Origin of the sequence: Falsibacillus pallidus (assembly GCF_003350505.1) — a bacterium.
In the GTDB taxonomy this organism is placed as follows: domain Bacteria; phylum Bacillota; class Bacilli; order Bacillales; family DSM-25281; genus Falsibacillus; species Falsibacillus pallidus.
In genome coordinates this window covers 36282-58943 of the sequence record NZ_QQAY01000001.1, presented here as the reverse complement: position 1 = coordinate 58943, position 22662 = coordinate 36282, and the positions used below count along the sequence as shown (strand labels likewise).

Genomic DNA, 22662 nt, shown 5'->3' with positions numbered 1-22662 from the left:
GGGAAAATCAACATGGGAGGATACGAAATTGTTAAATAGAGAGACGCAGAATATTAAAGTTGCCGCACTTGGCGGTGTTGGAGAAACCGGGAAAAACATGTATGTAATCGAAGTAGATCAGGATATGTTCGTCATTGATGCAGGATTGATGTTTCCTGAAAACGAAATGCTTGGCATTGATATTGTCATTCCAGACATCACTTATCTTGTAGAGAATAAAGACCGAATTCAAGGTATATTCTTGACACATGGTCATGAGGATGCAATTGGAAGCCTGCCGTATGTATTAAAAAAAATCAACGTGCCTGTATACGGAACAAAGCTTACAGTAGCACTTGCAAATGAAAAGCTGAAGGAACATGATTTCAGAGGGAAGGCAAAGTTTGTCACCATACATTCTGATTCAAGGCTTTCATTCGAAACCGCTGACATTTCTTTCTTTAAAACAACTCACACAATACCTGATTCAGTTGGCATTTGCATACACACTTCAGAAGGAAATATTGTACATACCGGCGATTTTAAGTTTGATCACACTGCACCGGAAATGTACAAGCCTGAGATGGGAAAGATGGCGACAATCGGAGATGAAGGAGTTCTTTGCCTTTTGTCAGACAGCACCGAAGCTGAACGTCCGGGCTATTCCACATCAGAAGAGTTGGTTGCCCGCCAGATGTCAGATGCCTTCCACGAAGCTTCAGGCAGAATCATCATAGCTTGCTTTGCATCCAATCTTATTAGAATACAGCAAGTTTTTAATGCTGCAAAAGAAAACGGAAGAAAAGTAGCGGTCGTTGGAAAGAGTATACAACGAGTTCTGGATGTGGCAGTATCCCTTGGGTATTTAAATGTAGATCCGGACCAAATCATTCCTATCGGGGATGTAAAGAAGCATCAAGATAAAGAAGTAGTCATCTTAGCAACCGGCATCCAAGGAGAACCAATCGAGGCTCTTCAGAAAATGGCCAAGCAGGCGCATAAGCTGATTAATATTCAAAAGGGAGATACCGTTTTCATAGCAGCGACACCAACTCCAGGCATTGAAATCTTGATGTATAAAACCATCGACATGCTTTTCCGTGCTGGAGCTTCCGTTTTTTCCGGCTATAAAAAAGTGCATGTTTCCGGACATGGAAGCCAGGAAGAATTGAAGTTGATGCTGAACTTGATGAAGCCAAAGTATTTGATCCCAATTCAGGGCGAATACCGGATGCTGGTTGCTCATGCTAAATTGGCCTATTCTATGGGCATGAAAGAGAATCAAGTGATCATCCCTGATAAAGGTGAAGTTATTGAATATAAGAATGAAAAAATGAAAATCTCAGGCAGGGTTCCTGCTGGGAATGTCTTGATAGATGGAATCGGTGTCGGAGATGTCGGGAATATTGTTCTTCGCGACAGAAGACTTCTTTCCCAGGATGGGATTTTTACCGTTGTTGTCACATTGAGCAAAAAAGAGAAAACGATCGCATCTGGTCCTGAGATCATTTCCAGGGGATTCGTATATGTAAGAGAATCAGAAAAGCTGATGGAACAATCGACTAAACTTGTAAGAGAGATTGTGGAATCCTATTTATCAAGGGATGCATATGAATGGTCCAACATCAAACAGGATATCCGCGATCAGTTGAACTACCTCCTATTTGAAAAGACAAAGCGCAGACCAATGATCCTTCCGATTATTATGGAAGTTTAAAGAACAAAAGCGGAATCGCCTTGGTCAGCCCCGACCTGCATAAGACGGAACTCGAAGGAAATCCTGATTTCCGTAGAGGTACGGCTTATGACCTCGAGGGGCTAGGCGATGGAGCTGGACGACGGTTAAAAAGATGCCCACGCGGCATCTTTTTTTGTTCTTTAACTTTATAGCTCAAAGAATGAAATCAGGGTGTGGGAGGATACTAACAATATCATATGTCCAAAGGAGCTAAAATTTATGGAATTCAAAATGAATGAATCAGAGCCTCAGAAGGATCAGGATCAAAAAGATAAGCCTTCGGGTTTAATGGAAAAAATTCAGCAGCTTGGCCAAACCAATGTGCCTCAGCTTTCACAGGATTCCAAAATCCATTGTTTGACAATAGTTGGTCAGATTGAAGGCCATATGCAGCTGCCTCCACAAAATAAGACGACCAAATATGAACATGTTATTCCCCAGTTGGTGGCGATTGAACAAAACCCTAAAATTGAAGGCATATTAGTGCTTCTAAATACAGTTGGAGGGGATGTTGAAGCAGGTCTTGCCATTTCTGAAATGATTGCATCCCTCTCAAAACCTTCTGTATCCATTGTGCTGGGAGGCGGCCACTCCATTGGTGTACCGATAGCCGTTTCATGCAACTATTCGTTCATTGCGGAAACAGCGACGATGACCATCCATCCAGTACGATTGACAGGTCTCGTCATAGGTGTCCCTGCAACGTTTGAATACTTGGACAAAATGCAGGACCGCGTAGTGAACTTTGTCACCAAACACTCCAAGATTTCAGAAGAGAAGTTCAAAGACCTCATGTTTGCTAAAGGGAATCTGACAAGGGATATCGGAACAAATGTAGTAGGGGCTGATGCAGTGGAATATGGCCTGATTGATGAGGTCGGGGGCATCGGGAAAGCAATGAAAAAATTGAATGAATTAATAGATTTAAAAAGCGGTGACAAGGAAGAAGGGATGATTCAATGATTCTGTACACTTCTATGCCGCAGGAATTAATTTTTCCACCGGGTGAAAACACATTCGATTCCACTAAGATGATTACATGGAATGGCATCCCCCTGATGGTGCAGAAATGTGACCAAGGGTACCGTGTCATGAGGATCATGAGCAGCGACCCTTCGCATTACCTGACTCCTGAATGTGAACCAGGGCAATACATCAATAACCAATAATTCCGTATGATAGAACCATTTCCTGCACTGGAAACAATATGCTATAATATAAGTGGATTAATGAACAGAAAAAGGCTTCGCCTCTTAGGCGCTGTTTAACATACATGGGGCTGACCTTCGATTTAACCGGACACCAGGATCGCAAGGGTGAAAGGAATTGATGGGTCAGCCTTGCGTCTTTTTATTAGTAAGGGAGCGGGCCTATATACATATTATGGGAATATTGGGTGGTTTTGAAATGGCAAAAAAGAAAAAGAGAACGAAAACGAAAAGAAGAACCGAGGTAAAAAAGACCCTCCAATATGAATTGATTGGAATCCTTTTGATTGCACTCAGTGTAATTTCAATCATCAAACTTGGAGCAGTGGGGAAAGCGGTTGTTTTATTTTTTCGACTGTTTTTAGGGGAATGGTATATGTCAGCCCTGATCGGTATCATGGGATTAGCCTTCTACTTCATGGTGAAGAGAGAATGGCCTTATTTCTTTAAACGGAGGCTCGTGGGCATTTATACTCTTCAAGCAAGCATGCTGCTGTTAAGCCATCTCAAACTGTTTGGGCTTTTGGCAAAATCAGGCCCCTTTAAGAATCCAAGCGTCATTACGAATACGTGGGAGCTTTTCTGGATGGAAGTAAGAGGGGAATCGAGCTCCGCAGATCTTGGAGGAGGGATGATAGGCGCTGTTCTGTTTGCGGCTTCTCATTTCCTTTTTGACTCGCAGGGAACAAAATTTGTTGCCATAGTATTGATTTTGATTGGCTTGATTCTGATTACAGGCAAGTCAATCGGGGACCTTACCGGAAAAACCGCAAAAATGATCGGAGAATTCATGAAGAATCAATGGGATGTATTCATTGAGGACATGAAGGAATGGTCTGATGAACGAAAAGTAAAAAAACAAACAAACGATAAAGAAAAGACCAAGAAGAAGAAGAAGGAAGAACCAGCGGCGGAGAATTCAGTTGAAAACGAATTACAATCTCCAAGTCCTATTACAGAGAAATCAGAGCCTCTTATTTCCAGTTTTGCTGACAAGGCTTACGGGGCATCACCTAAAGAAGAGCCTTCAAATCAAAACGATAACCCACCTGCAGCAAAGGGCTCCGATGAAGATGCAAGCGCACCTCCCATTACGTTTACGGAGGTCGAGAACCTGGATTACCAATTGCCTTCCTTAGCATTATTGAAGATGCCGAGGGCAACTGATCAATCCAATGAATATGAATTGATCCATTCCAATGCAGCCAAATTGGAAAGAACCTTCCAAAGTTTCGGTGTAAAGGCAAAAGTAACCCAAGTACATCTTGGTCCGGCGGTCACAAAATATGAAGTGCATCCGGATGTCGGTGTAAAGGTAAGTAAAATAGTCAGCCTGAATGATGACTTGGCATTGGCGCTTGCTGCAAAAGATATACGGATTGAAGCTCCGATACCAGGTAAATCTGCCGTTGGAATCGAGGTCCCTAATTCTGAAGTTGCAATGGTTTCCCTGAGGGAAGTGTTGGATTCAAAAGAAAATAATAAGCCGGAAGCAAAACTGCAAATCGGATTAGGAAGAGATATTACGGGTGAAGCAGTCTTGGCTGAATTAAATAAAATGCCCCATCTACTTGTTGCAGGTGCAACAGGAAGCGGAAAAAGTGTGTGTATTAACGGAATCATCACCAGTATATTAATGAGAGCAAAACCACATGAAGTGAAATTGATGATGATCGATCCGAAAATGGTAGAATTAAATGTTTACAACGGCATTCCTCATTTATTAGCTCCAGTCGTGACAGATGCTAAGAAGGCTTCGCAGGCATTGAAAAAAGTAGTTAACGAGATGGAGCGGAGGTATGAACTCTTCTCCCATACGGGGACGAGGAATATTGAAGGATACAATGAATATGTAAAAAGGCATAATGCAGAATCCGGGGAAAAGCAGCCGATGCTCCCATACATTGTAGTAATTGTAGACGAGCTTGCAGATTTAATGATGGTTGCATCCAGCGATGTCGAAGATGCTATCACGCGCTTGGCGCAGATGGCCCGTGCAGCCGGCATCCATCTCATCATAGCAACCCAGCGTCCATCAGTTGACGTCATCACAGGTGTCATTAAAGCAAATATCCCATCCCGCATCGCCTTTGCTGTTTCTTCGATGACAGACTCCAGGACCATACTGGATATGGGAGGGGCTGAGAAACTTCTTGGGAGGGGAGATATGCTTTTCCTTCCAGTCGGAGCTTCCAAGCCCGTTCGGATACAAGGTGCTTTCTTGTCAGATGACGAAGTGGAGGAAGTAGTTGATTTTGTCATCTCCCAGCAGAAAGCTCAGTACCAGGAGGAAATGATTCCTGATGACATCCCAGAGACGTCAGAGGAAGTAGATGATGAATTGTATGATGAAGCAGTTCAACTGATTGCAGATATGCAGACAGCGAGTGTCTCAATGCTTCAGAGAAGATTCCGCATCGGCTATACCAGGGCAGCCAGGCTGATTGATGCAATGGAATTAAGAGGTGTTGTAGGACCTTATGAGGGCAGTAAACCAAGGACGGTATTGATTGCCAAATCCTCCGAAGAACATACATCATAAAAATACGTAGTCTTATTAACATGACACATTGAGAGAAGTACAGGAATAAACTCCTGTACTTTTTTTAGTTTTTGGTGAAATGAGAGAAGATTTAGTTGTAAGAGGTCAGACATCTATCGTCTAATTTTGGAATGTGACATACTATTGTAATCGTTTTCTTAAATATATTTTTTATCTGAAAATTCTTTTAATATCGACATTTGAGAGGTAATTTTTGATGTAAGACCTAAATGAAAAGGCTTTATATTACTGTATTTTCCAAACCTTCGCAGTGAAGATTCAGTCTAGTGGAATTAGGACAAGTTTTTTCGACAAAATCTTACTCTCCTATTTATTTATAGTTGAAAAAGTGTTATAGTATTTTCGATTAGTAGGAATGAAATACATCAGAGGTCTGATGTCTTGAGAAAATATGGTGGGGGATCCAATGACGATTAAATCTGACAGTAGACATTTGTATTTGCAAGTTATCGATCGAATTAAAAACGATATCTCAGCAGGAGTGTATAGAGAAAAAGAAAAACTTCCTTCTGAATTCGATCTTGCTAAGCAATTAGGTGTTAGCAGAGCAACACTTCGAGAAGCCCTTAGAATCTTAGAAGAAGAAAATGTGATTATAAGGCGGCACGGTGTGGGAACTTTTGTAAATGCGAAGCCACTGTTTACATCGGGAATCGAACAGCTGAATAGTGTGACCAACATGATCAAACAGGCTGGGATGGAACCCGGAACCATCTTCTTAAGCTCTACATCACAAGGACCAACAGAGGATGATATTCGGCGATTTTCATGCAGTATGGATGAGGAAATGGTCGTGATCGAAAGGGTCCGGACAGCAAATGGGGAACCAGTGGTTTATTGCACTGATAAGGTGCTTGGAAGCGTTTTCCCTCATGACTTCACGCATGAGGATGGGTCTATTTTCACTTTTTTTGAAAAAGAGGCTAACCGAAAAATTACCCATGCAGTCGCTCAGATTGAACCAATAGGATACCATGATAAAATTTCTCCTATACTGGAATGTGATCCGGAAACAGCGCTTCTTGTTTTGAAACAGCTTCATTATGATCAAAACGACGAGCCCATTCTCTATTCTGTGAACTATTTCAAAGCGGACAAGTTCAGTTTCCATGTTGTGCGTAAGCGCATCAATTAGAACCCAAACGCCCTGCTCATCACATTTCTTACTAAATCATCAACCATTATTAGGGGGGAATCTTAGTGAAAAAGCGTAAGTTAGGACTTGCATTATCACTAGTTTTAGCGGCTGGAACACTTCTTGGTGCTTGTGGATCAAGCGATAAAGAAGGAAAAAGCGGCAAAGAAGGAAAAGATCAATTTACTGTAGCAATGGTTACTGATGTCGGCGGAGTAGACGATAAGTCATTCAACCAATCAGCATGGGAAGGCCTTCAAGAATTCGGTAAAGAAAACGGAATGGAAAAAGGCACAAACGGATATGACTATCTTCAATCTTCTTCTGATTCTGATTATTCCACTAACTTAAACACATTAGTGCGTAAAAAATTCGATCTAGTAATCGGTATCGGTTTCTTGATGGCTGATGCAGTGAAAGAAATCGCTGAACAACGCAAGGATTCTCAATTCGCAATTGTTGACTCTGTTGTAGATGCACCAAACGTAGCAAGCATCAACTTCAAAGAGCAAGAAGGTTCTTTCCTTGTTGGGGTTGTAGCTGGTTTGACTACAAAAACAAATAAAATCGGTTTCTTGGGCGGAGTTCAAATGCCGTTGATCGAGAAGTTCGAATCTGGATTCAGAGCAGGTGTTAAATCTGTTAACCCGGATGCAACTGTAGATGTTCAGTATGCTGGTGCATTTGATAAAGCTGACGTTGGACAGCAAATCGCTTCCAAAATGTTTTCTTCTAATGTCGATGTAATCTTCCATGCTTCCGGTGCAACTGGAAACGGTGCATTCAAAGAAGCTAAAGACCGCAAAACAAAAGAGCCTAACAAAGATTTCTGGATTATCGGCGTAGATAAAGACCAAGCTGATGAAGGTAAAGTAGAAGTGAACGGTGAGCAAAAGAGCGTAACATTGACTTCAATGGTTAAACGTGTAGACGTTGCGGTTAAAGACTTAGCTACAAAAACAAAAGCTGGGAACTTCCCTGGTGGAGAAGTTATCGAGTATGGTTTGGATAAAGACGGTGTAGGAATTGCTCCAACACAAGATAATCTTTCTGAAGATGTTCTTAAGGCAGTAAAAGAGTGGAAAGACAAAATCATCAATGGAGAAGTGAAAGTTCCAGCTACTCCTGATGAGTTTGCTAAATTTGACGCTGGCAAGTAATCTGCCAATCTTTCGAAATAAACTGTAGGATAAACGGGCTGGGCATCTGCCCGCCTGTATTCTACCTATGGAATATGATTGTAGAATGCTAAATAGAGATTTGAAAGAGAGATCCGTTCCTATTTCTATTTAGGATTTTAAAAAGGATACTCGATTTCCTTTTTCCTATTTTTTTTTAAGAAGTCTGACCTCTAACTACTTGATCTTCTTAAAAATATACAGCTCTAAATAAGGGAGTGACCAGGGTGGAACACGTAATTGAAATGCTTAATATTCGCAAGGAATTTCCGGGCATCGTTGCTAATGATAACATCACCCTCCAAGTGAAAAAGGGAGAAATTCACGCTTTACTAGGAGAAAATGGAGCCGGTAAATCAACCTTGATGAATGTCCTTTTCGGCCTTTATCAGCCAGAAAAAGGAGAAATTAAAGTAAAAGGAAATCCTGTCAAGATTACGAATCCGAATATTGCAAATGATCTTGGAATCGGAATGGTCCACCAGCATTTTATGCTTGTCGATACATTTACCGTAACGGAAAATATTGTCTTAGGTAAAGAGCCTAAAGCCCTAGGACGAATTGATATAAAGAAGGCAGAAAAAGACGTGAGGGAGATCTCAGAGAAATATGGACTTTCCGTAGATCCTCAAGCGAAGATTTCTGAAATTTCTGTAGGGATGCAGCAAAGGGTTGAAATTCTTAAAACCTTATACCGCGGGGCTGAGATTTTGATTTTCGATGAGCCGACAGCTGTACTTACTCCTCAAGAAATCAAAGAATTGATTCAAATCATGAAGAATTTGATCAATGAAGGCAAGTCGATCATTTTGATTACACATAAATTGAAAGAAATTATGGAAGTTTGCGACCGTGTAACTGTTATCCGAAAAGGGAAAGGGATCGGGACGCTGGATGTGTCTGAAACGAATCCAATCGAATTGGCAAGTTTGATGGTTGGACGTGAAGTCACATTCAAAACGGACAAAATAGATGCTGTTCCTAAAGAGAATGTACTTGAAATCAAGGATTTGACTGTAAAGGATTCGCGCGGCGTCTCCGTAGTCAATAATTTGAACCTGGATGTAAGAGCTGGAGAAATTGTCGGAATTGCAGGGGTTGATGGCAATGGACAATCAGAATTAATTGAAGCCATCACAGGATTAATGAAGGCTGAAAGCGGATCAATCAAACTCGCTGGGAAAGATATTCTGAATATGAAGCCAAGAAAAATTACAGAGTCCGGGATTGGACACATTCCGCAGGACCGCCATAAACATGGACTTGTACTTGATTTTCCAATTGGTGAAAATATGGTTCTCCAGACGTATTATCAGAAACCATTTTCAAAAAATGGCGTATTGAATTACAAAGCCATTTATCAAAAGGCCAAGACATTGATCCAGGAATTTGATGTGCGTACGCCGAGTGAATTCACACCTGCACGTGCATTATCAGGGGGAAATCAGCAAAAAGCCATTATCGGACGTGAAGTCGACCGCGACCCTGAATTGCTTATTGCTGCACAGCCTACTCGCGGATTGGATGTAGGTGCCATTGAATTTATTCATAAAAGATTGATTGAGCAGCGCGATAACGGAAAAGCCGTTCTGCTAATTTCTTTTGAGTTAGACGAAATCATGAATGTCAGTGATCGAATTGCCGTTATTTATGAAGGCAAGATCATTGAAATCGTAGATCCAAAGACTACTACAGAGCAGGAATTAGGATTATTAATGGCTGGTTCTAAGCGCGTGAAAGCAGGTGAACAAACGAATGGCTAAGCGATATATGAATATATTGATACCACTGATTGCCGTTCTGCTGGGAGTAATTGCTGGCGCAATCATTATGCTTGTAAGTGGATACAGTCCGGTAGATGGATATGCATCACTATGGAATGGTGCATTCGGAGAACTTTATTACACCGGTGAAACAATCAGACAGATCACCCCATACATTCTGGCAGGTTTGGCTGTAGCGTTTGCTTTCAGAACCGGTTTATTCAATATCGGGGTTGAAGGACAACTGATTGTCGGCTGGCTGGCATCAGTTTGGGTAGGGGTGGCATTTGATGCACCTAAATTCATCCATTTGCCTCTTGCTGTTATTGCCGCTGCCCTTGCAGGCGGGCTTTGGGGCTTCATCCCTGGATTTTTAAAAGCAAAATTCAGAGTGCATGAAGTTATTGTCACAATCATGATGAACTATATCGCACTTCATGTGACGAACTATTTCATTCGTACTGTCCTTTCAGATCACAGCGATAAAACCGACAAAATCCACGATTCTGCATCATTAGCATTCTCTGATGCAATGCAGCAGATGACTGATTATTCCCGTCTTCACTGGGGAATTCTGATTGCACTTGCATGTGTCTTTATCATGTGGTTCCTCTTGGAGAAGACTACTAAAGGCTATGAGCTGCGATCTGTAGGCTTCAACCAGCATGCCTCTGAGTATGCAGGTATGAGCGTTAATAAAAATATCATTCTATCAATGGTCATTTCCGGAGCATTTGCAGGTCTTGCAGGCTCAATGGAAGGGTTAGGGACTTTTGGATACGCGTCAATCAAATCTGGATTCACAGGAATCGGATTCGATGGAATCGCGGTTGCGCTGCTCGGCGGAAACACTGCAGTAGGTGTCATTTTCGGTGCATTGCTATTCGGTGCCTTAAAAGTAGGGGCTCTCAATATGCCAATGGAATCAGGTGTTCCGACTGAACTTGTTGATATTGTCATTGCTTTAATTATATTCTTCGTTGCTTCAAGTTATATGATCCGCTGGTTTATTGAGCGCATCAGCAAAAAGGAGGGGAAATAAGTGGATTTTATTCAAATACTATCAATTATTGTCCCTTCTGCGCTACTATTCGCGGCTCCGCTTATTTTTACGGCTTTAGGGGGAGCATTTTCAGAACGTTCCGGTGTCGTCAACATCGGACTTGAAGGATTGATGGTCATCGGTGCATTTACATCGATCGTTTTCAACCTTACGTTTTCTGACCAGCTCGGCGGCTCAGTCAAGTGGTTTGCCCTTTTAGCTGCCATGATTGTTGCATGCATATTCGCTTTGCTTCATGCAGTTGCTTCTATCAGTTTCAGAGCCGATCAGGTTGTATCAGGTGTTGCCATTAACCTGCTTGCTGTCGGATTGACACTTTTCCTTGTTAAACTTATCTATGGAAAAGGGCAAACGGATATGATCCAAAATGCTTTCAGAAAAGTGGATATTCCGGTTCTGTCAGACATACCTGTTATAGGGAAGATTTTCTTTGCGAACACGTACTATACATCCTTTTTTGCAATTATCGTCGCATTCATTGTATGGTTCATCATCTTTAAAACACCATTCGGACTTAGACTCCGTTCAGTGGGGGAACATCCAATGGCAGCAGATACGATGGGAATCAATGTAACGAAAATGCGCTATATCGGTGTAATGATTTCCGGAGCTTTAGCAGGCATCGGCGGTGGTGTATACGCCGAATCAATTTCATCCGATTTTGGACATGCAACGATCAACGGTCAAGGGTTTATGGCTCTTGCAGCTTTGATATTTGGTAAATGGAATCCACTTGGAGCAATGGGAGCGGCACTGTTTTTCGGTTTTGCCCAGTCTTTGAGCATTGTCGGAAAGAGTCTTCCTCTGTTAGAGAACATTCCAAGTGTATATCTTCTGATTGCTCCATATGTGCTTACTATTTTAGCACTGGCAGGATTCATCGGAAGAGCGGATGCACCAAAAGCGCTCGGAACTCCATATGTAAAAGGGAAAAGATAATACAAGTAAGAACCCGGTTTATCTCCGGGTTCTTTTTTTTCTGCTTATTTTGCCTCAATTGGCAAAAGTTGAAAGGGAGATTCGTAAACATGTATAGTAAGAATAAATGAACAGCAAACTAATCAATGCCTAAACGTATGTAGGATAAAGGAGGATCATGGATGACAATAATCAATGAATCGATCAAAGATAAAAAAGGATATCGGCTGCATGTAATCAAGACGGATAAATATAAAACAAATACATTCGTATGGAAATGGAAGGCACCATTGACGAAGGACGATGTGACAAAACGTGCGCTCCTTCCTCAGGTCCTTCAAAGCAGTACTAAAGATTATCAGACAACGACGGAATTGCGGGCCTATTTGGATGAATTATATGGCGCGAGCTTTTATGTGGATCTCGCCAAGAAAGGGGAATACCACATCATCAGCTTCACATTGGAAGTGGCAAATGAAAAGTTTCTGAAGGATTCCTCCCCTTTAATGGAGAAGGGAATGGAGTTTTTGGCATCGGTCATCCTCAATCCTAACGTGGAGAATCAATCCTTCCATAATGAAACGGTTGAGAAAGAAAAAAGAAATTTAAAACAGCGGATACAATCGGTTTATGACGATAAGATGCGCTACTCAAACGCAAGACTCGTAGAGGAAATGTGCAAAGGAGAAGCATTTGCACTTCATGCAAATGGTGAAAAGGAAGATGTAGATGGAATTACATCTGAACAACTTTTTCAATACTACAACAAAGCCCTTAAAGAAGATGAATTGGATTTTTATGTGATTGGCGATGTTGATGCAACGAACGTGGAAACTATTTGCCAGAAACTGTTTCCGTTTGAAGGCCGTACACCACTAACGGTTGAGAAATCCAGGGATTCTGAGAAACATGGGGAGCCTAAGGAAATTAAGGAAAATCAAGATGTAAAACAAGGGAAGCTTAATATCGGCTACAGGACAAATATTACCTTCGGTGATGAAGATTATTTTCCTCTTACTGTTTTTAATGGCATCTTTGGCGGCTTTTCTCATTCCAAGCTATTCATCAATGTACGGGAAAAGGCAAGTCTTGCCTATTATGCGGCTAGTTTGGTTGAGAGTCATAAGGGACTGTTAATGGTTATGTCCGGAATTGATAACAAAAATTACGATCAAGCGGTGAAAATCATCCATGAGCAAATGGACGCGATGAAAAATGGTGATTTTACTGAGGATGAGATCACTCAAACTAAAGCTGTGATCCGAAATCAGCTCCTAGAAACCATTGATACAGCTAGAGGATCTGTCGAAGTACTTTATCACAATGTAATTTCAAAAGAGAGTATCACAATTGATGATTGGCTGAAGCAAGTGGATAAAACAACGAAAGATGAAATCGTGAACGCTGCGAAGAAAATTGAACTTGACACCATTTACTTCCTTACCGGAAATGAGGAGGATGCGCAATGAAGAAAATAGACTTTGATCAGCTGCAGGAGTCCTTATACTACGAAAAGATGGATAATGGACTGGATGTCTACATTCTGCCGAAAAACGGATTCAATAAAACTTTCTGTACTTTTACGACCAACTACGGTTCTGTAGACAACCATTTCGTTCCGCTGGATGGGGATGACTTTGAAAAAGTACCCGACGGAATTGCCCATTTCCTTGAGCATAAGCTATTTGAGAAGGAAGACGGGGATGTCTTTCAGCAGTTCAGCAAGCAAGGGGCATCATCTAATGCTTTTACTTCTTTTACCCGTACAGCCTATTTGTTTTCAAGCACTTCAGATGTAGAAAAGAACTTGGTTACCCTTATTGATTTTGTTCAGGATCCTTATTTTACAGAAAAAACGGTTGAAAAGGAAAAAGGAATCATAGGCCAGGAGATCACCATGTATGATGATAATCCTGACTGGAGGCTTTACTTTGGACTGATTCAGAACATGTACCATAATCATCCGGTCAAAATCGACATAGCCGGAACCATTGAGTCAATTGCTCCAATTACCAAAGATTTATTATATCTTTGCTACAATACGTTCTATCACCCAAGCAATATGCTTCTATTTGTTGTCGGACCTGTGGATGCGGAAAATACGATGAACATGATCAGGGATAATCAGAATAAGAAGGATTTCAAAGAACCAAAGGAAATTCAAAGGAAGTTTGAAGATGAGCCTTCTACTGTAGCTGAAAAGAAGCAAGTCCTGAAAATGAACGTACAGTCTTCCAAATGTTTGGTGGGCATTAAAGCCCTTGATGTTAACCAAAAAGGAAAAGAAATGTTAAAAAATGAATTGACCATCAATGTATTTTTAGACATGCTTTTTGGAAAAAGCGCCAAAAATTACTTCGATCTTTATAATGAAGGTCTAATTGATGAGACGTTCTATTATGACTATACGCAGGAAACCGGCTTTGGTTTTGCGATGATCGGCGGAGATACTGAAAAACCAGACCAGCTGGCAGAAAGAATTGAAGATATATTATTAAAAGCGAAAGAAGGAGAATTTCTTTCCGAAGAAGCATTGGAAAGGTCCAAGAAAAAGAAGGCGGGGGCTTTCCTGCGGGCAATCAATTCCCCTGAATATATCGCTAATCAATTTACCAGGTATGCTTTCAATGAAATGGATCTTTTCGATGTAGTTCCAACCTTAGAATCCATTACGTTCGAAGATGTAAAAAGAGAAGCCCAGCGTTTTATTGACAAGGAACGATTGACGGTATGTCAGGTAGTGCCGAAATAATTTTGAAAAACAACCGCGGGTCAACCTATCCCGTGGTTGTTTTTGTTAAGTTATACTAAAGAAAAAAGAAAGTGGGAAAATGAATGAAAAGATTTGCTCTCATAACAGGTGCGAGCGGAGGAATGGGCAGGAAGGCTGCTCACCGATTGGCAGAAGACGGCTGGAATTTATATTTGCACTATAACAGAAACAAAGAAGCATGCATCGAGTTAATGAAGGAGTTGGAACCCTATTTAATTGAAGCGATTCCAATTTCAGCTGATCTGGAGAGTCCTGAAGGCGTCGATCGTTTAGTCGAGAGTTTATTCCAGCTCGATGCCATTGTGTATGCGAGCGGTACTTCACATTACGGTCTCTTTATGGATACAACACCAAAGGAAATGGATGATTTGATTCAAATTCATATTAAAAGTCCAATGAAGCTCATACAAATGTGTCTGCCTAAATTAATGAGGAATGAACAATCTTCCATCGTTGTGATTAGTTCGATTTGGGGGCAGACAGGAGCTGCATGCGAAGTTCTCTATTCGACCGTAAAGGGAGCTCAAATTTCTTTCGTGAAAGCCCTCAGCAAAGAGGTTGCGATGAATGGAATGAGGGTCAATGCCATAGCTCCCGGTGCAATTGATACAAATATGATGAAGGGATTCACTGATGAGGATATAGAGCAGCTAAAAGAGGAAATACCTGCCGGGAGGCTCGGGAAGCCGGAAGAAGTGGCGGATGCAGTGTCTTTCCTTTTGTCTCCCCGTTCTTCCTACATCACTGGCCAAGTGCTCTCAATCAATGGGGGCTGGTATACTTAATTTATTTTTACATGGATGCATATTTTGAACTTCCGGTAGCAAAATAACTTTTGAACATATCTAAAGGAGGTTCATAACCATGTCTGTTTTAAATAGCTGGGATAGTTGGAAGAACTTTTTGGGAGACCGTTTGCATCAGGCTGAAGATAAAGGGATGCATAATGAAGCGGTGACAGATTTGGCTTACCAAATCGGGGATTACCTGGCAAAAGAAGTGGATCCGAAGAATGATCAGGAGAAAGTATTGGCAGATCTTTGGTCAGTAGCAACTCCTGAAGAACAGCATGCTATCGCAAGCATGATGGTAAAGCTTGTCCAAAATAACGGAACACGCTAATCCATAACCCAAAGAGAGGACTATCCTCTCTTTTTTTGTGTCTAGATTCAGGATATGATGCCTATTGGGGATTCAATCAGTTAGAAATCGGAAATGCCCCTAGGTTTTTCTTTCATCTTATTAGAAAATCATATATTATAGACACTATAGATATTGTCGAATTTTATTTTTTGATTTCATCGTCTTTTAAATGCTTCATGTAATGCTTAGAGTGCACAAAGCTTTCATTTTTTATTGAGCCTGTGCTTTTGTTTTGGGAGGGTTTAAATGGACCGTAAAGAGTGGTACTTGGAATATGAAATCCAAATCAACCGTCCTGGTTTATTAGGGGACATATCTTCATTGCTTGGAATGCTTTCAATTAATATTGTCACAATCAATGGCGTGGACGAAGGAAGGCGCGGCCTTTTGCTACTTGCCCAGAGTGAACAGCAGATTGAACGTCTTGAGTCCATCCTGCAAACCATGGAGACCATAAATGTCACCAAGCTTCGAGAGCCAAAATTACGTGATCGTCTAGCAGTGCGCCATGGAAGGTATATCCAAAGGGATGCGGATGATAAAAAAACATTCCGTTTCATTCGTGATGAGCTTGGGCTCCTAGTCGATTTCATGGCTGAATTGTTTAAGCAGGAAGGACATAAATTAGTAGGGATCCGCGGCATGCCAAGGGTGGGCAAAACCGAATCTGTAGTGGCCTCAAGTGTATGTGCTAACAAGAAATGGCTATTCGTTTCTTCTACATTATTGAAGCAGACAATTCGTAATAAGTTGATTGAAGATGAATACAGCTCAGATAACATTTTTATCCTGGATGGCATCGTTTCAACAAAAAGGGCAAACGAACAACATTGGCAGCTTGTAAGGGAAATTATGCGGCTTCCGGCTGTCAAGGTTATCGAGCATCCGGACATTTTTGTTCAGAATTCAGAATACTCAATTGAAGATTTTGATTATATCATTGAACTGAGAAACGATCCGGATGAAGAAATTACATATGATTTAGTGCAAAAAAGCAACTTCTTTCAGGAATCCGAATTTGGAGGATTCGATTTTTAGTAATGGCGGGTGTTTGTATTGACAGAATTAGGATTGAGATTAAAAGGAGCAAGGGAATCCAAAGGCCTTAGCCTGGATGATTTGCAGACGTTGACAAAGATACAGAAAAGGTATCTGGTAGGAATTGAAGAAGGTAATTATGATATGATGCCGGGCAAGTTTTACGTCCGTGCTTTCATCAAACAATATGCAGAAGCAGTTGGTCTTGAGCCGGATGCGCTGTTCGAAGAGTATGCGAGCGATATCCCTTCCGTTCAAAGCAGCGAGCTTCCCGGGCATATTTCCAGAGTGCAGACCCGTAAGACAGTATCTTCGGGCACAAGCTCAAAGTTCCTGGATTTTATTCCAAAGATTTTGGCAGCTGTTTTCGCAGTGGGTGTTGTCGCATTGATCTGGTTCGTTGTACAGCATTATGTGAGCACTGATAATGAGAATGCCGGCAGCAAGTCCGATAAAACCGTAGTGTCAAAATTAAATGATGATGTAAAAAAAGAAGATAACAGTAAAAATGATAAGAAAGATTCCGGTAATAAGAGTGCTTCAACTTCTGATGATGAGAAAAAAGACAGCACTTCAAATGACAAGGAAAATCAGCAGAAGACAGAGGACACTCAGCAAAAAATCTCCGTAGTGAATGCTTCCGGAAGCAATACGACCTATAAAGTGGAAAATGCTGAGCAATTCAAGTTGAAAGTAGCTGCGACAGCGAACGGAAAGACTTGGGTAAGCGTGAAAAATGCCAGTGGAGCAGCGTTATTCCAAGGACTATTGAGTAATGCACAAAGCAAAGAGCTTGATTTGTCCAATGAGCAAACGGTTGTCATCCGTGTTGGGGATTCAACAGGTACGGAAATTTACGTCAATGATGAAAAAGTTGAATTTGCTGTGCCGCCAACGGATCAAATCACACAGAACATTACCCTTCAACATGCAGCACCTGGTCAATAAAGCCGGTGCTGTGTTCCTGTTATGAATGGAAAAAAAGGGTGAAGGAAATAACAATGATAAGAGATTCTTCTCTTTTATTCAGAAGTATGACGATCATCGTTCTGAAAAAGTCATCATTTGATGACTATTTTTTTTCAAGTATCAATACGATTAGTGAGATGGAGGATTTATTGTGAATTTACCAAATAAAATAACAGTATCAAGGATTTTATTGATTCCTTTGTTTATGATCATCATGCTTGTACCATTTTCGTGGGGTGAAGTTCATTTCTTAGGTGCGCAAATGCCTGTCACCCATTTAGTAGGGGGGCTGATTTTCATCATTGCCTCAACTACTGATTGGATTGATGGCTACTATGCTAGGAAATTGAATTTAGTGACCAATCTAGGGAAGTTTTTGGACCCGTTGGCAGATAAATTGTTGGTTTCCGCGGCGCTGATTGTATTGGTTGAATTACATGCAGCAGCTTCTTGGATTGTCATTATCATTATCAGCCGTGAATTTGCAGTAACCGGCCTGCGTTTAATTTTAGCGGGCGAGGGGGAAGTTGTTGCAGCAAATATGCTTGGAAAAGTCAAAACTTGGGCGCAAATTATTGCAATTTCAGCATTGCTTCTTCATAACGTAATTTTTGAAGCAGTTTCATTCCGTTTCGATTTATTTGCACTTTGGGTGGCCTTAATATTCACGGTATGGTCCGGATGGGATTATTTTTACAAAAACAGACGAGTGCTAATTAACTCCAAGTAGGAGGTTCTTGAAATGAATGCTGAAATCATTGCCGTTGGATCTGAGTTATTACTGGGTCAAATCGTAAATACAAATGCAAAGTTTATTTCCGAACGCTTAGCCGAACTTGGGATAAACGTTTATTATCATACTGTCGTCGGCGATAATCCGATGAGGTTGACGAAAGCGATAGAAACAGCGGAGAAAAGGGCTGACTTGATCATCTTCACAGGCGGCCTCGGTCCTACAAAAGATGATTTGACTAAAGAGGCCATTGCTTCCCATCTTAATACATCACTCGTGTCTGATGAAGAAGCATTAGACTCGATAGTGGAATATTTTAAGAAAACAAATCGAATCATGACTGAAAATAATAAAAAGCAGGCACTGGTTCTGAATGGGGCAGATGTTCTTCCGAATTTGAATGGAATGGCACCGGGGATGTTTTACAAAACAGACACTCATCGCTATATGCTCCTTCCTGGTCCGCCGAAAGAAATGGAACCGATGTTCAGGGAGTTCGGCATGCCAAAGCTTGCTGAGCAGTTAGAGGAAATGGTGAAAATCGAGTCCAGAGTTCTTCGGTTCTTTGGGATTGGAGAAGCTCAACTTGAAACAGAAATCATGGACTTGATCGATGGGCAGTCCAACCCGACAATCGCTCCGCTTGCAGCTGACGGAGAAGTTACTCTTCGTTTGACGGCAAAAGACCCTTCCGGTGAAAAGGCGCAGCAATTGCTGGATGAAGTGGAGCAGCAAATCTTAGCAAGGACAGGCGAATTTTTTTATGGCTATGGCCAATCTTCCTTGATGATAGAGCTCTCGGCTTTAATGAAAAAGAAGAATTATACAATCGCCTGTGCAGAGAGTTTGACAGGTGGGTTATTTCAATCAGAACTCACTTCTATAGATGGCGCCAGCTCTGTTTTTAATGGGGGAGTCATATGCTATTCCAATCAGGCGAAAATTGAGCAGGTCGGCGTTGCTGAATCCACCATCAATCAGTATGGAGCGGTAAGCGAAGAGTGTGCAGTCGAACTTGCTGTCGGAATCCAAAAGAAATTCAATACGGATATCGGCATTTCCTTTACCGGTGCAGCCGGCCCCGAACCGCTCGAAGGGAACCCTCCAGGGACTGTCTGGATCGGCGTGTCCTTTGCAGGTGCCGCGCCACGGGCCTTCAAGGTGCAGCTGCAAGGGTCAAGGAATAATATCATAATGAGGACAGTTAAATATGGATGCCATTTCCTGCTGAGGGAATTGGCGGATAAATAAAAAGAGGGATTTCCCTCTTTTTATTATTTTCATACGTAAATAGTCGCCTAGTTTTCAGTCAACCATTGAAATTCTATTAATCAAGAAATTATAATCGCATTTTACTACCCTAAAAAAAGCGAATGAATGTTCGATTTTTTGCTTGTAAAACTGAACCAAAACGTTTATAGTAAAGATAGGTTAATTGAGATAAACGTTATTCAGCAAACGTGCTGGATACCTGTAAATATAAAGGAGGAAATCTAGTGGCTAATGATCGTCAAGCAGCACTTGAAATGGCGTTAAAACAAATAGAAAAGCAATTTGGTAAAGGTTCTATCATGAAGTTGGGTGAACAGACAGACCGAAGGATCTCTACTATGCCTAGTGGATCTCTGGCACTTGATGTCGCTTTGGGAGTCGGCGGATATCCTAGAGGAAGAATCGTTGAAATCTATGGACCTGAAAGTTCAGGTAAAACAACTGTAGCACTCCACGCAATAGCAGAGGTCCAGGCTAAAGGTGGACAAGCTGCATTCATCGATGCAGAGCATGCCCTCGATCCTGTCTACGCCCAAAAATTAGGCGTTAATATCGATGAACTTCTTTTATCACAGCCGGATACAGGCGAGCAGGCTCTTGAGATTGCAGAAGCACTTGTACGAAGCGGTGCAGTCGACATCCTGGTTATTGACTCTGTTGCAGCGTTGGTTCCAAAAGCAGAGATTGAAGGGGAGATGGGTGATTCACACGTCGGCCTTCAAGCACGTTTGATGTCACAGGCACTCCGTAAACTTTCTGGAGCAATCAATAAATCTAAAACCATAGCAATCTTCATTAACCAAATCCGTGAAAAAGTCGGCGTTATGTTCGGAAATCCTGAGACGACTCCAGGTGGACGAGCGTTGAAATTCTACTCCTCCGTACGCCTTGAAGTGCGTCGTGCAGAAACACTGAAGCAAGGAAACGATATGGTTGGGAACAAAACAAGAGTAAAAGTAGTAAAAAATAAAGTGGCCCCTCCATTCCGTACAGCTGAAGTAGATATCATGTATGGTGAAGGGATTTCAAGAGAAGGCGAAATCATAGATATGGGTTCTGAATTGGATATCGTTCAAAAGAGCGGTTCCTGGTATTCCTATAATGAAGAGCGTTTAGGACAAGGCCGTGAAAATGCGAAACAATTCCTAAAAGAGAATCCTGAACTTCGCCACGAATTAATGATGAAGATTCGCGATCATTATAATCTGGATGAAGTAAAAACAGCATCTGCGGATGAAGACCAAGAAGAGTTTGCACTTCTTGACGAATAATAGAGATAAAAGCGGTCATTTTTTCGACCGCTTTTTCTTTATGGAGAAGCGCGTATACTTCAAGAGTGGGCAGTAAACGTTTGCAATATTGATAAAGCTTGGTATTTCAAGCTTCTCTTTTTTCTCCCAAGCCTTGACAATAATTTTTAGCACCTTTAAAATTAATAATGTATATTTTTTAACTTTTTCGAATGAAAATTTGAAAGCCTGACGCTGTATGTTGAAACCTTTGTAACAATGTAGCAGCCGACATTTTTTGAATGATGACAAAAGTTCATAGCAAGAGGAGGTGAAAGAGTTGGAACCTATTACAATCATCTCCATTTTGCTTGGCCTAATCGTCGGTGTAGTTGTTGGCTATTTAATTCGCAAGTCCATTGCTGAAGCAAAGATCTCAGGGGCAAAGAATGCCGCAGAGCAAATTGTAGAAGACGCTAAGCGTGAAGCTGAATCTTTGAAAAAAGAAGCCCTTCTGGAAGCAAAGGATGAAAATCACAAACTTCGTACAGAAACTGAAAGAGAACTTCGTGAACGAAGAAATGAATTGCAGAAGCAAGAAAACCGTTTATTGCAAAAAGAGGAAAACCTTGACCGCAAGGATGAATCACTCGATAAGAGAGAATTGATGCTTGAGAAGAAAGAGGACTCTTTAGGGCAAAGACAACAACATATTGAAGAGATGGAAAGCAAAGTGGACGATATGGTACGATCACAGAAAGCTGAACTTGAGCGTATCTCGGGTCTGACTCGCGACGAAGCTAAATCGATTATTATTGATCGAGTGGAAAATGAATTGGCTCACGATATCGCCATTATGGTGAAGGAAAGTGAGAACAGGGCGAAAGAGGATGCTGATAAGAAAGCGAAAGAAGTACTTTCACTAGCTATCCAAAGATGTGCTGCAGAGCACGTGGCAGAAACGACTGTATCTGTCGTTACCCTTCCAAATGACGAAATGAAAGGCCGTATCATTGGTAGAGAAGGCCGGAATATTCGTACACTTGAAACTTTGACCGGAATCGATTTAATTATTGATGATACTCCTGAAGCAGTTATTCTTTCAGGATTTGATCCTATCCGTCGTGAAACTGCCCGAATCGCACTTGAGAAACTGGTTCAGGACGGACGCATCCATCCAGCGCGTATTGAAGAAATGGTTGATAAAGCCAGACGCGAGGTTGATGAACATATCCGTGAAATCGGTGAACAAACAACATTTGAAGTTGGAGTTCATGGACTTCATCCTGATTTAATCAAGATTCTTGGACGATTGAAATATCGTACAAGCTATGGCCAGAACGTCTTAAAGCATTCGATGGAAGTGGCATTTCTTTCAGGGCTATTGGCAGCTGAACTTGGTGAGGATGAAACCCTTGCCCGTCGTGCAGGATTGCTGCATGATATTGGTAAAGCAGTTGACCATGAAGTTGAAGGAAGCCATGTAGAAATCGGAGTGGAATTGGCAACGAAGTATAAAGAACACCCAGTTGTAATCAATTCCATTGCATCCCATCATGGTGATACAGAACCGACGTCTATCATTGCCGTTCTAGTGGCAGCAGCTGATGCTCTATCAGCAGCCCGTCCAGGAGCAAGAAGTGAAACGCTTGAAAACTATATCCGCCGTTTAGAGAAGCTGGAAGAAATTTCAGAATCCTACGAGGGTGTAGAAAAGTCATTTGCTATTCAAGCAGGGCGCGAGGTTCGCATTATGGTAAGGCCAGAACAAATCGATGATCTAGAAGCCCATCGATTAGCGCGTGATATCCGGAAACGGATAGAAGAAGAACTTGATTATCCAGGTCACATTAAAGTAACTGTGATCCGTGAAACAAGAGCAGTTGAATATGCGAAATAAAGCGGTGATTTTCACCGCTTTTTTTGTTTTTGGCTGAATGTACATAAATGCACGAGAGAC

The 22662-nt window shown here is 41.5% G+C and carries 19 protein-coding genes; all 19 read left to right on the top strand.

Translation table 11 applies throughout. The features are described 5' to 3' along the window. Positions 1-28 precede the first annotated feature (28 nt). Positions 29-1696, top strand: a complete 1668-nt coding sequence (locus tag DFR59_RS00265; RefSeq protein WP_114743623.1) for a ribonuclease J — start codon at positions 29-31, stop codon at positions 1694-1696. A 252-nt stretch (positions 1697-1948) separates the two neighbouring features. After that, on the top strand, positions 1949-2680 hold the full coding sequence (locus DFR59_RS00260; RefSeq protein ID WP_425454685.1) for a ClpP family protease: 732 nt from the start codon (positions 1949-1951) through the stop codon (positions 2678-2680). Then, the gene (locus tag DFR59_RS00255; protein ID WP_114743621.1) at positions 2677-2886 is read left to right on the top strand and encodes a YlzJ-like family protein; all 210 of its coding nucleotides are present in this window, start codon (positions 2677-2679) and stop codon (positions 2884-2886) included. The genes DFR59_RS00260 and DFR59_RS00255 overlap by 4 nt, the downstream gene beginning before the upstream one ends. Positions 2887-3124: 238 nt before the next feature. After that, on the top strand, positions 3125-5467 hold the full coding sequence (locus DFR59_RS00250) for a DNA translocase FtsK (RefSeq protein ID WP_114743620.1): 2343 nt from the start codon (positions 3125-3127) through the stop codon (positions 5465-5467). Positions 5468-5894: 427 nt separating this feature from the next. Next, positions 5895-6623 carry a GntR family transcriptional regulator gene (locus DFR59_RS00245; RefSeq protein WP_114743619.1) on the top strand — a complete coding sequence of 243 codons (729 nt, stop codon included), beginning with the start codon at positions 5895-5897 and terminating at the stop codon, positions 6621-6623. Positions 6624-6688: 65 nt separating this feature from the next. Then, positions 6689-7783: a BMP family lipoprotein gene (locus tag DFR59_RS00240; protein ID WP_114743618.1), complete on the top strand. Its 1095-nt coding sequence runs from the start codon at positions 6689-6691 to the stop codon at positions 7781-7783. 245 nt (positions 7784-8028) lie between these two features. Next, positions 8029-9564 carry an ABC transporter ATP-binding protein gene (locus tag DFR59_RS00235; protein ID WP_114743617.1) on the top strand — a complete coding sequence of 512 codons (1536 nt, stop codon included), beginning with the start codon at positions 8029-8031 and terminating at the stop codon, positions 9562-9564. Further along, a complete protein-coding gene (locus DFR59_RS00230) occupies positions 9557-10606 on the top strand; it encodes an ABC transporter permease (protein ID WP_114743616.1) in 1050 nt (349 codons plus the stop codon). Before DFR59_RS00235 ends, DFR59_RS00230 begins: the two co-directional genes overlap by 8 nt. Continuing rightward, positions 10607-11566 carry an ABC transporter permease gene (locus DFR59_RS00225; RefSeq protein WP_114743615.1) on the top strand — a complete coding sequence of 320 codons (960 nt, stop codon included), beginning with the start codon at positions 10607-10609 and terminating at the stop codon, positions 11564-11566. 161 nt (positions 11567-11727) lie between these two features. Next, on the top strand, positions 11728-13014 hold the full coding sequence (gene yfmF / locus DFR59_RS00220; protein WP_114743614.1) for an EF-P 5-aminopentanol modification-associated protein YfmF: 1287 nt from the start codon (positions 11728-11730) through the stop codon (positions 13012-13014). Continuing rightward, complete coding sequence (gene yfmH, locus DFR59_RS00215; RefSeq protein WP_114743613.1) at positions 13011-14297, top strand: EF-P 5-aminopentanol modification-associated protein YfmH; 1287 nt, start codon at positions 13011-13013, stop codon at positions 14295-14297. The genes yfmF and yfmH overlap by 4 nt, the downstream gene beginning before the upstream one ends. Positions 14298-14380: 83 nt before the next feature. Then, the gene (gene ymfI, locus DFR59_RS00210; RefSeq protein ID WP_114743612.1) at positions 14381-15103 is read left to right on the top strand and encodes an elongation factor P 5-aminopentanone reductase; all 723 of its coding nucleotides are present in this window, start codon (positions 14381-14383) and stop codon (positions 15101-15103) included. A gap of 79 nt (positions 15104-15182) precedes the next feature. Next, entirely contained in the window at positions 15183-15440 is a 258-nt protein-coding gene (locus tag DFR59_RS00205) for a DUF3243 domain-containing protein (RefSeq protein WP_114743611.1), read from the top strand. Between the two features lie 267 nt (positions 15441-15707). Next, a complete protein-coding gene (locus tag DFR59_RS00200) occupies positions 15708-16499 on the top strand; it encodes a DUF3388 domain-containing protein (protein WP_114743610.1) in 792 nt (263 codons plus the stop codon). A 9-nt stretch (positions 16500-16508) separates the two neighbouring features. Then, complete coding sequence (locus DFR59_RS00195; RefSeq protein WP_245948341.1) at positions 16509-17447, top strand: helix-turn-helix domain-containing protein; 939 nt, start codon at positions 16509-16511, stop codon at positions 17445-17447. 172 nt (positions 17448-17619) lie between these two features. After that, complete coding sequence (gene pgsA / locus DFR59_RS00190) at positions 17620-18198, top strand: CDP-diacylglycerol--glycerol-3-phosphate 3-phosphatidyltransferase (RefSeq protein WP_114743609.1); 579 nt, start codon at positions 17620-17622, stop codon at positions 18196-18198. Positions 18199-18210: 12 nt separating this feature from the next. Next, positions 18211-19452, top strand: coding sequence for a competence/damage-inducible protein A (locus tag DFR59_RS00185; protein ID WP_114743608.1), 1242 nt, complete (start codon positions 18211-18213; stop codon positions 19450-19452). Between the two features lie 245 nt (positions 19453-19697). Then, positions 19698-20744 carry a recombinase RecA gene (gene recA, locus DFR59_RS00180; protein ID WP_114743607.1) on the top strand — a complete coding sequence of 349 codons (1047 nt, stop codon included), beginning with the start codon at positions 19698-19700 and terminating at the stop codon, positions 20742-20744. Between the two features lie 298 nt (positions 20745-21042). Beyond that, positions 21043-22602: a ribonuclease Y gene (rny, locus tag DFR59_RS00175; RefSeq protein WP_114743606.1), complete on the top strand. Its 1560-nt coding sequence runs from the start codon at positions 21043-21045 to the stop codon at positions 22600-22602. Positions 22603-22662 lie beyond the last annotated feature (60 nt).

Coding starts and splice junctions, on each gene's coding strand:
- yfmF (WP_114743614.1), top strand. CDS start 11,728: ATGACAATAATCAATGAATCGATCAAAGATAAAAAAGGATATCGGCTG.
- yfmH (WP_114743613.1), top strand. CDS start 13,011: ATGAAGAAAATAGACTTTGATCAGCTGCAGGAGTCCTTATACTACGAA.
- DFR59_RS00200 (WP_114743610.1), top strand. CDS start 15,708: ATGGACCGTAAAGAGTGGTACTTGGAATATGAAATCCAAATCAACCGT.
- DFR59_RS00205 (WP_114743611.1), top strand. CDS start 15,183: ATGTCTGTTTTAAATAGCTGGGATAGTTGGAAGAACTTTTTGGGAGAC.
- DFR59_RS00230 (WP_114743616.1), top strand. CDS start 9,557: ATGGCTAAGCGATATATGAATATATTGATACCACTGATTGCCGTTCTG.
- DFR59_RS00245 (WP_114743619.1), top strand. CDS start 5,895: ATGACGATTAAATCTGACAGTAGACATTTGTATTTGCAAGTTATCGAT.
- DFR59_RS00260 (WP_425454685.1), top strand. CDS start 1,949: ATGAATGAATCAGAGCCTCAGAAGGATCAGGATCAAAAAGATAAGCCT.
- DFR59_RS00250 (WP_114743620.1), top strand. CDS start 3,125: ATGGCAAAAAAGAAAAAGAGAACGAAAACGAAAAGAAGAACCGAGGTA.
- DFR59_RS00185 (WP_114743608.1), top strand. CDS start 18,211: ATGAATGCTGAAATCATTGCCGTTGGATCTGAGTTATTACTGGGTCAA.
- DFR59_RS00255 (WP_114743621.1), top strand. CDS start 2,677: ATGATTCTGTACACTTCTATGCCGCAGGAATTAATTTTTCCACCGGGT.
- ymfI (WP_114743612.1), top strand. CDS start 14,381: ATGAAAAGATTTGCTCTCATAACAGGTGCGAGCGGAGGAATGGGCAGG.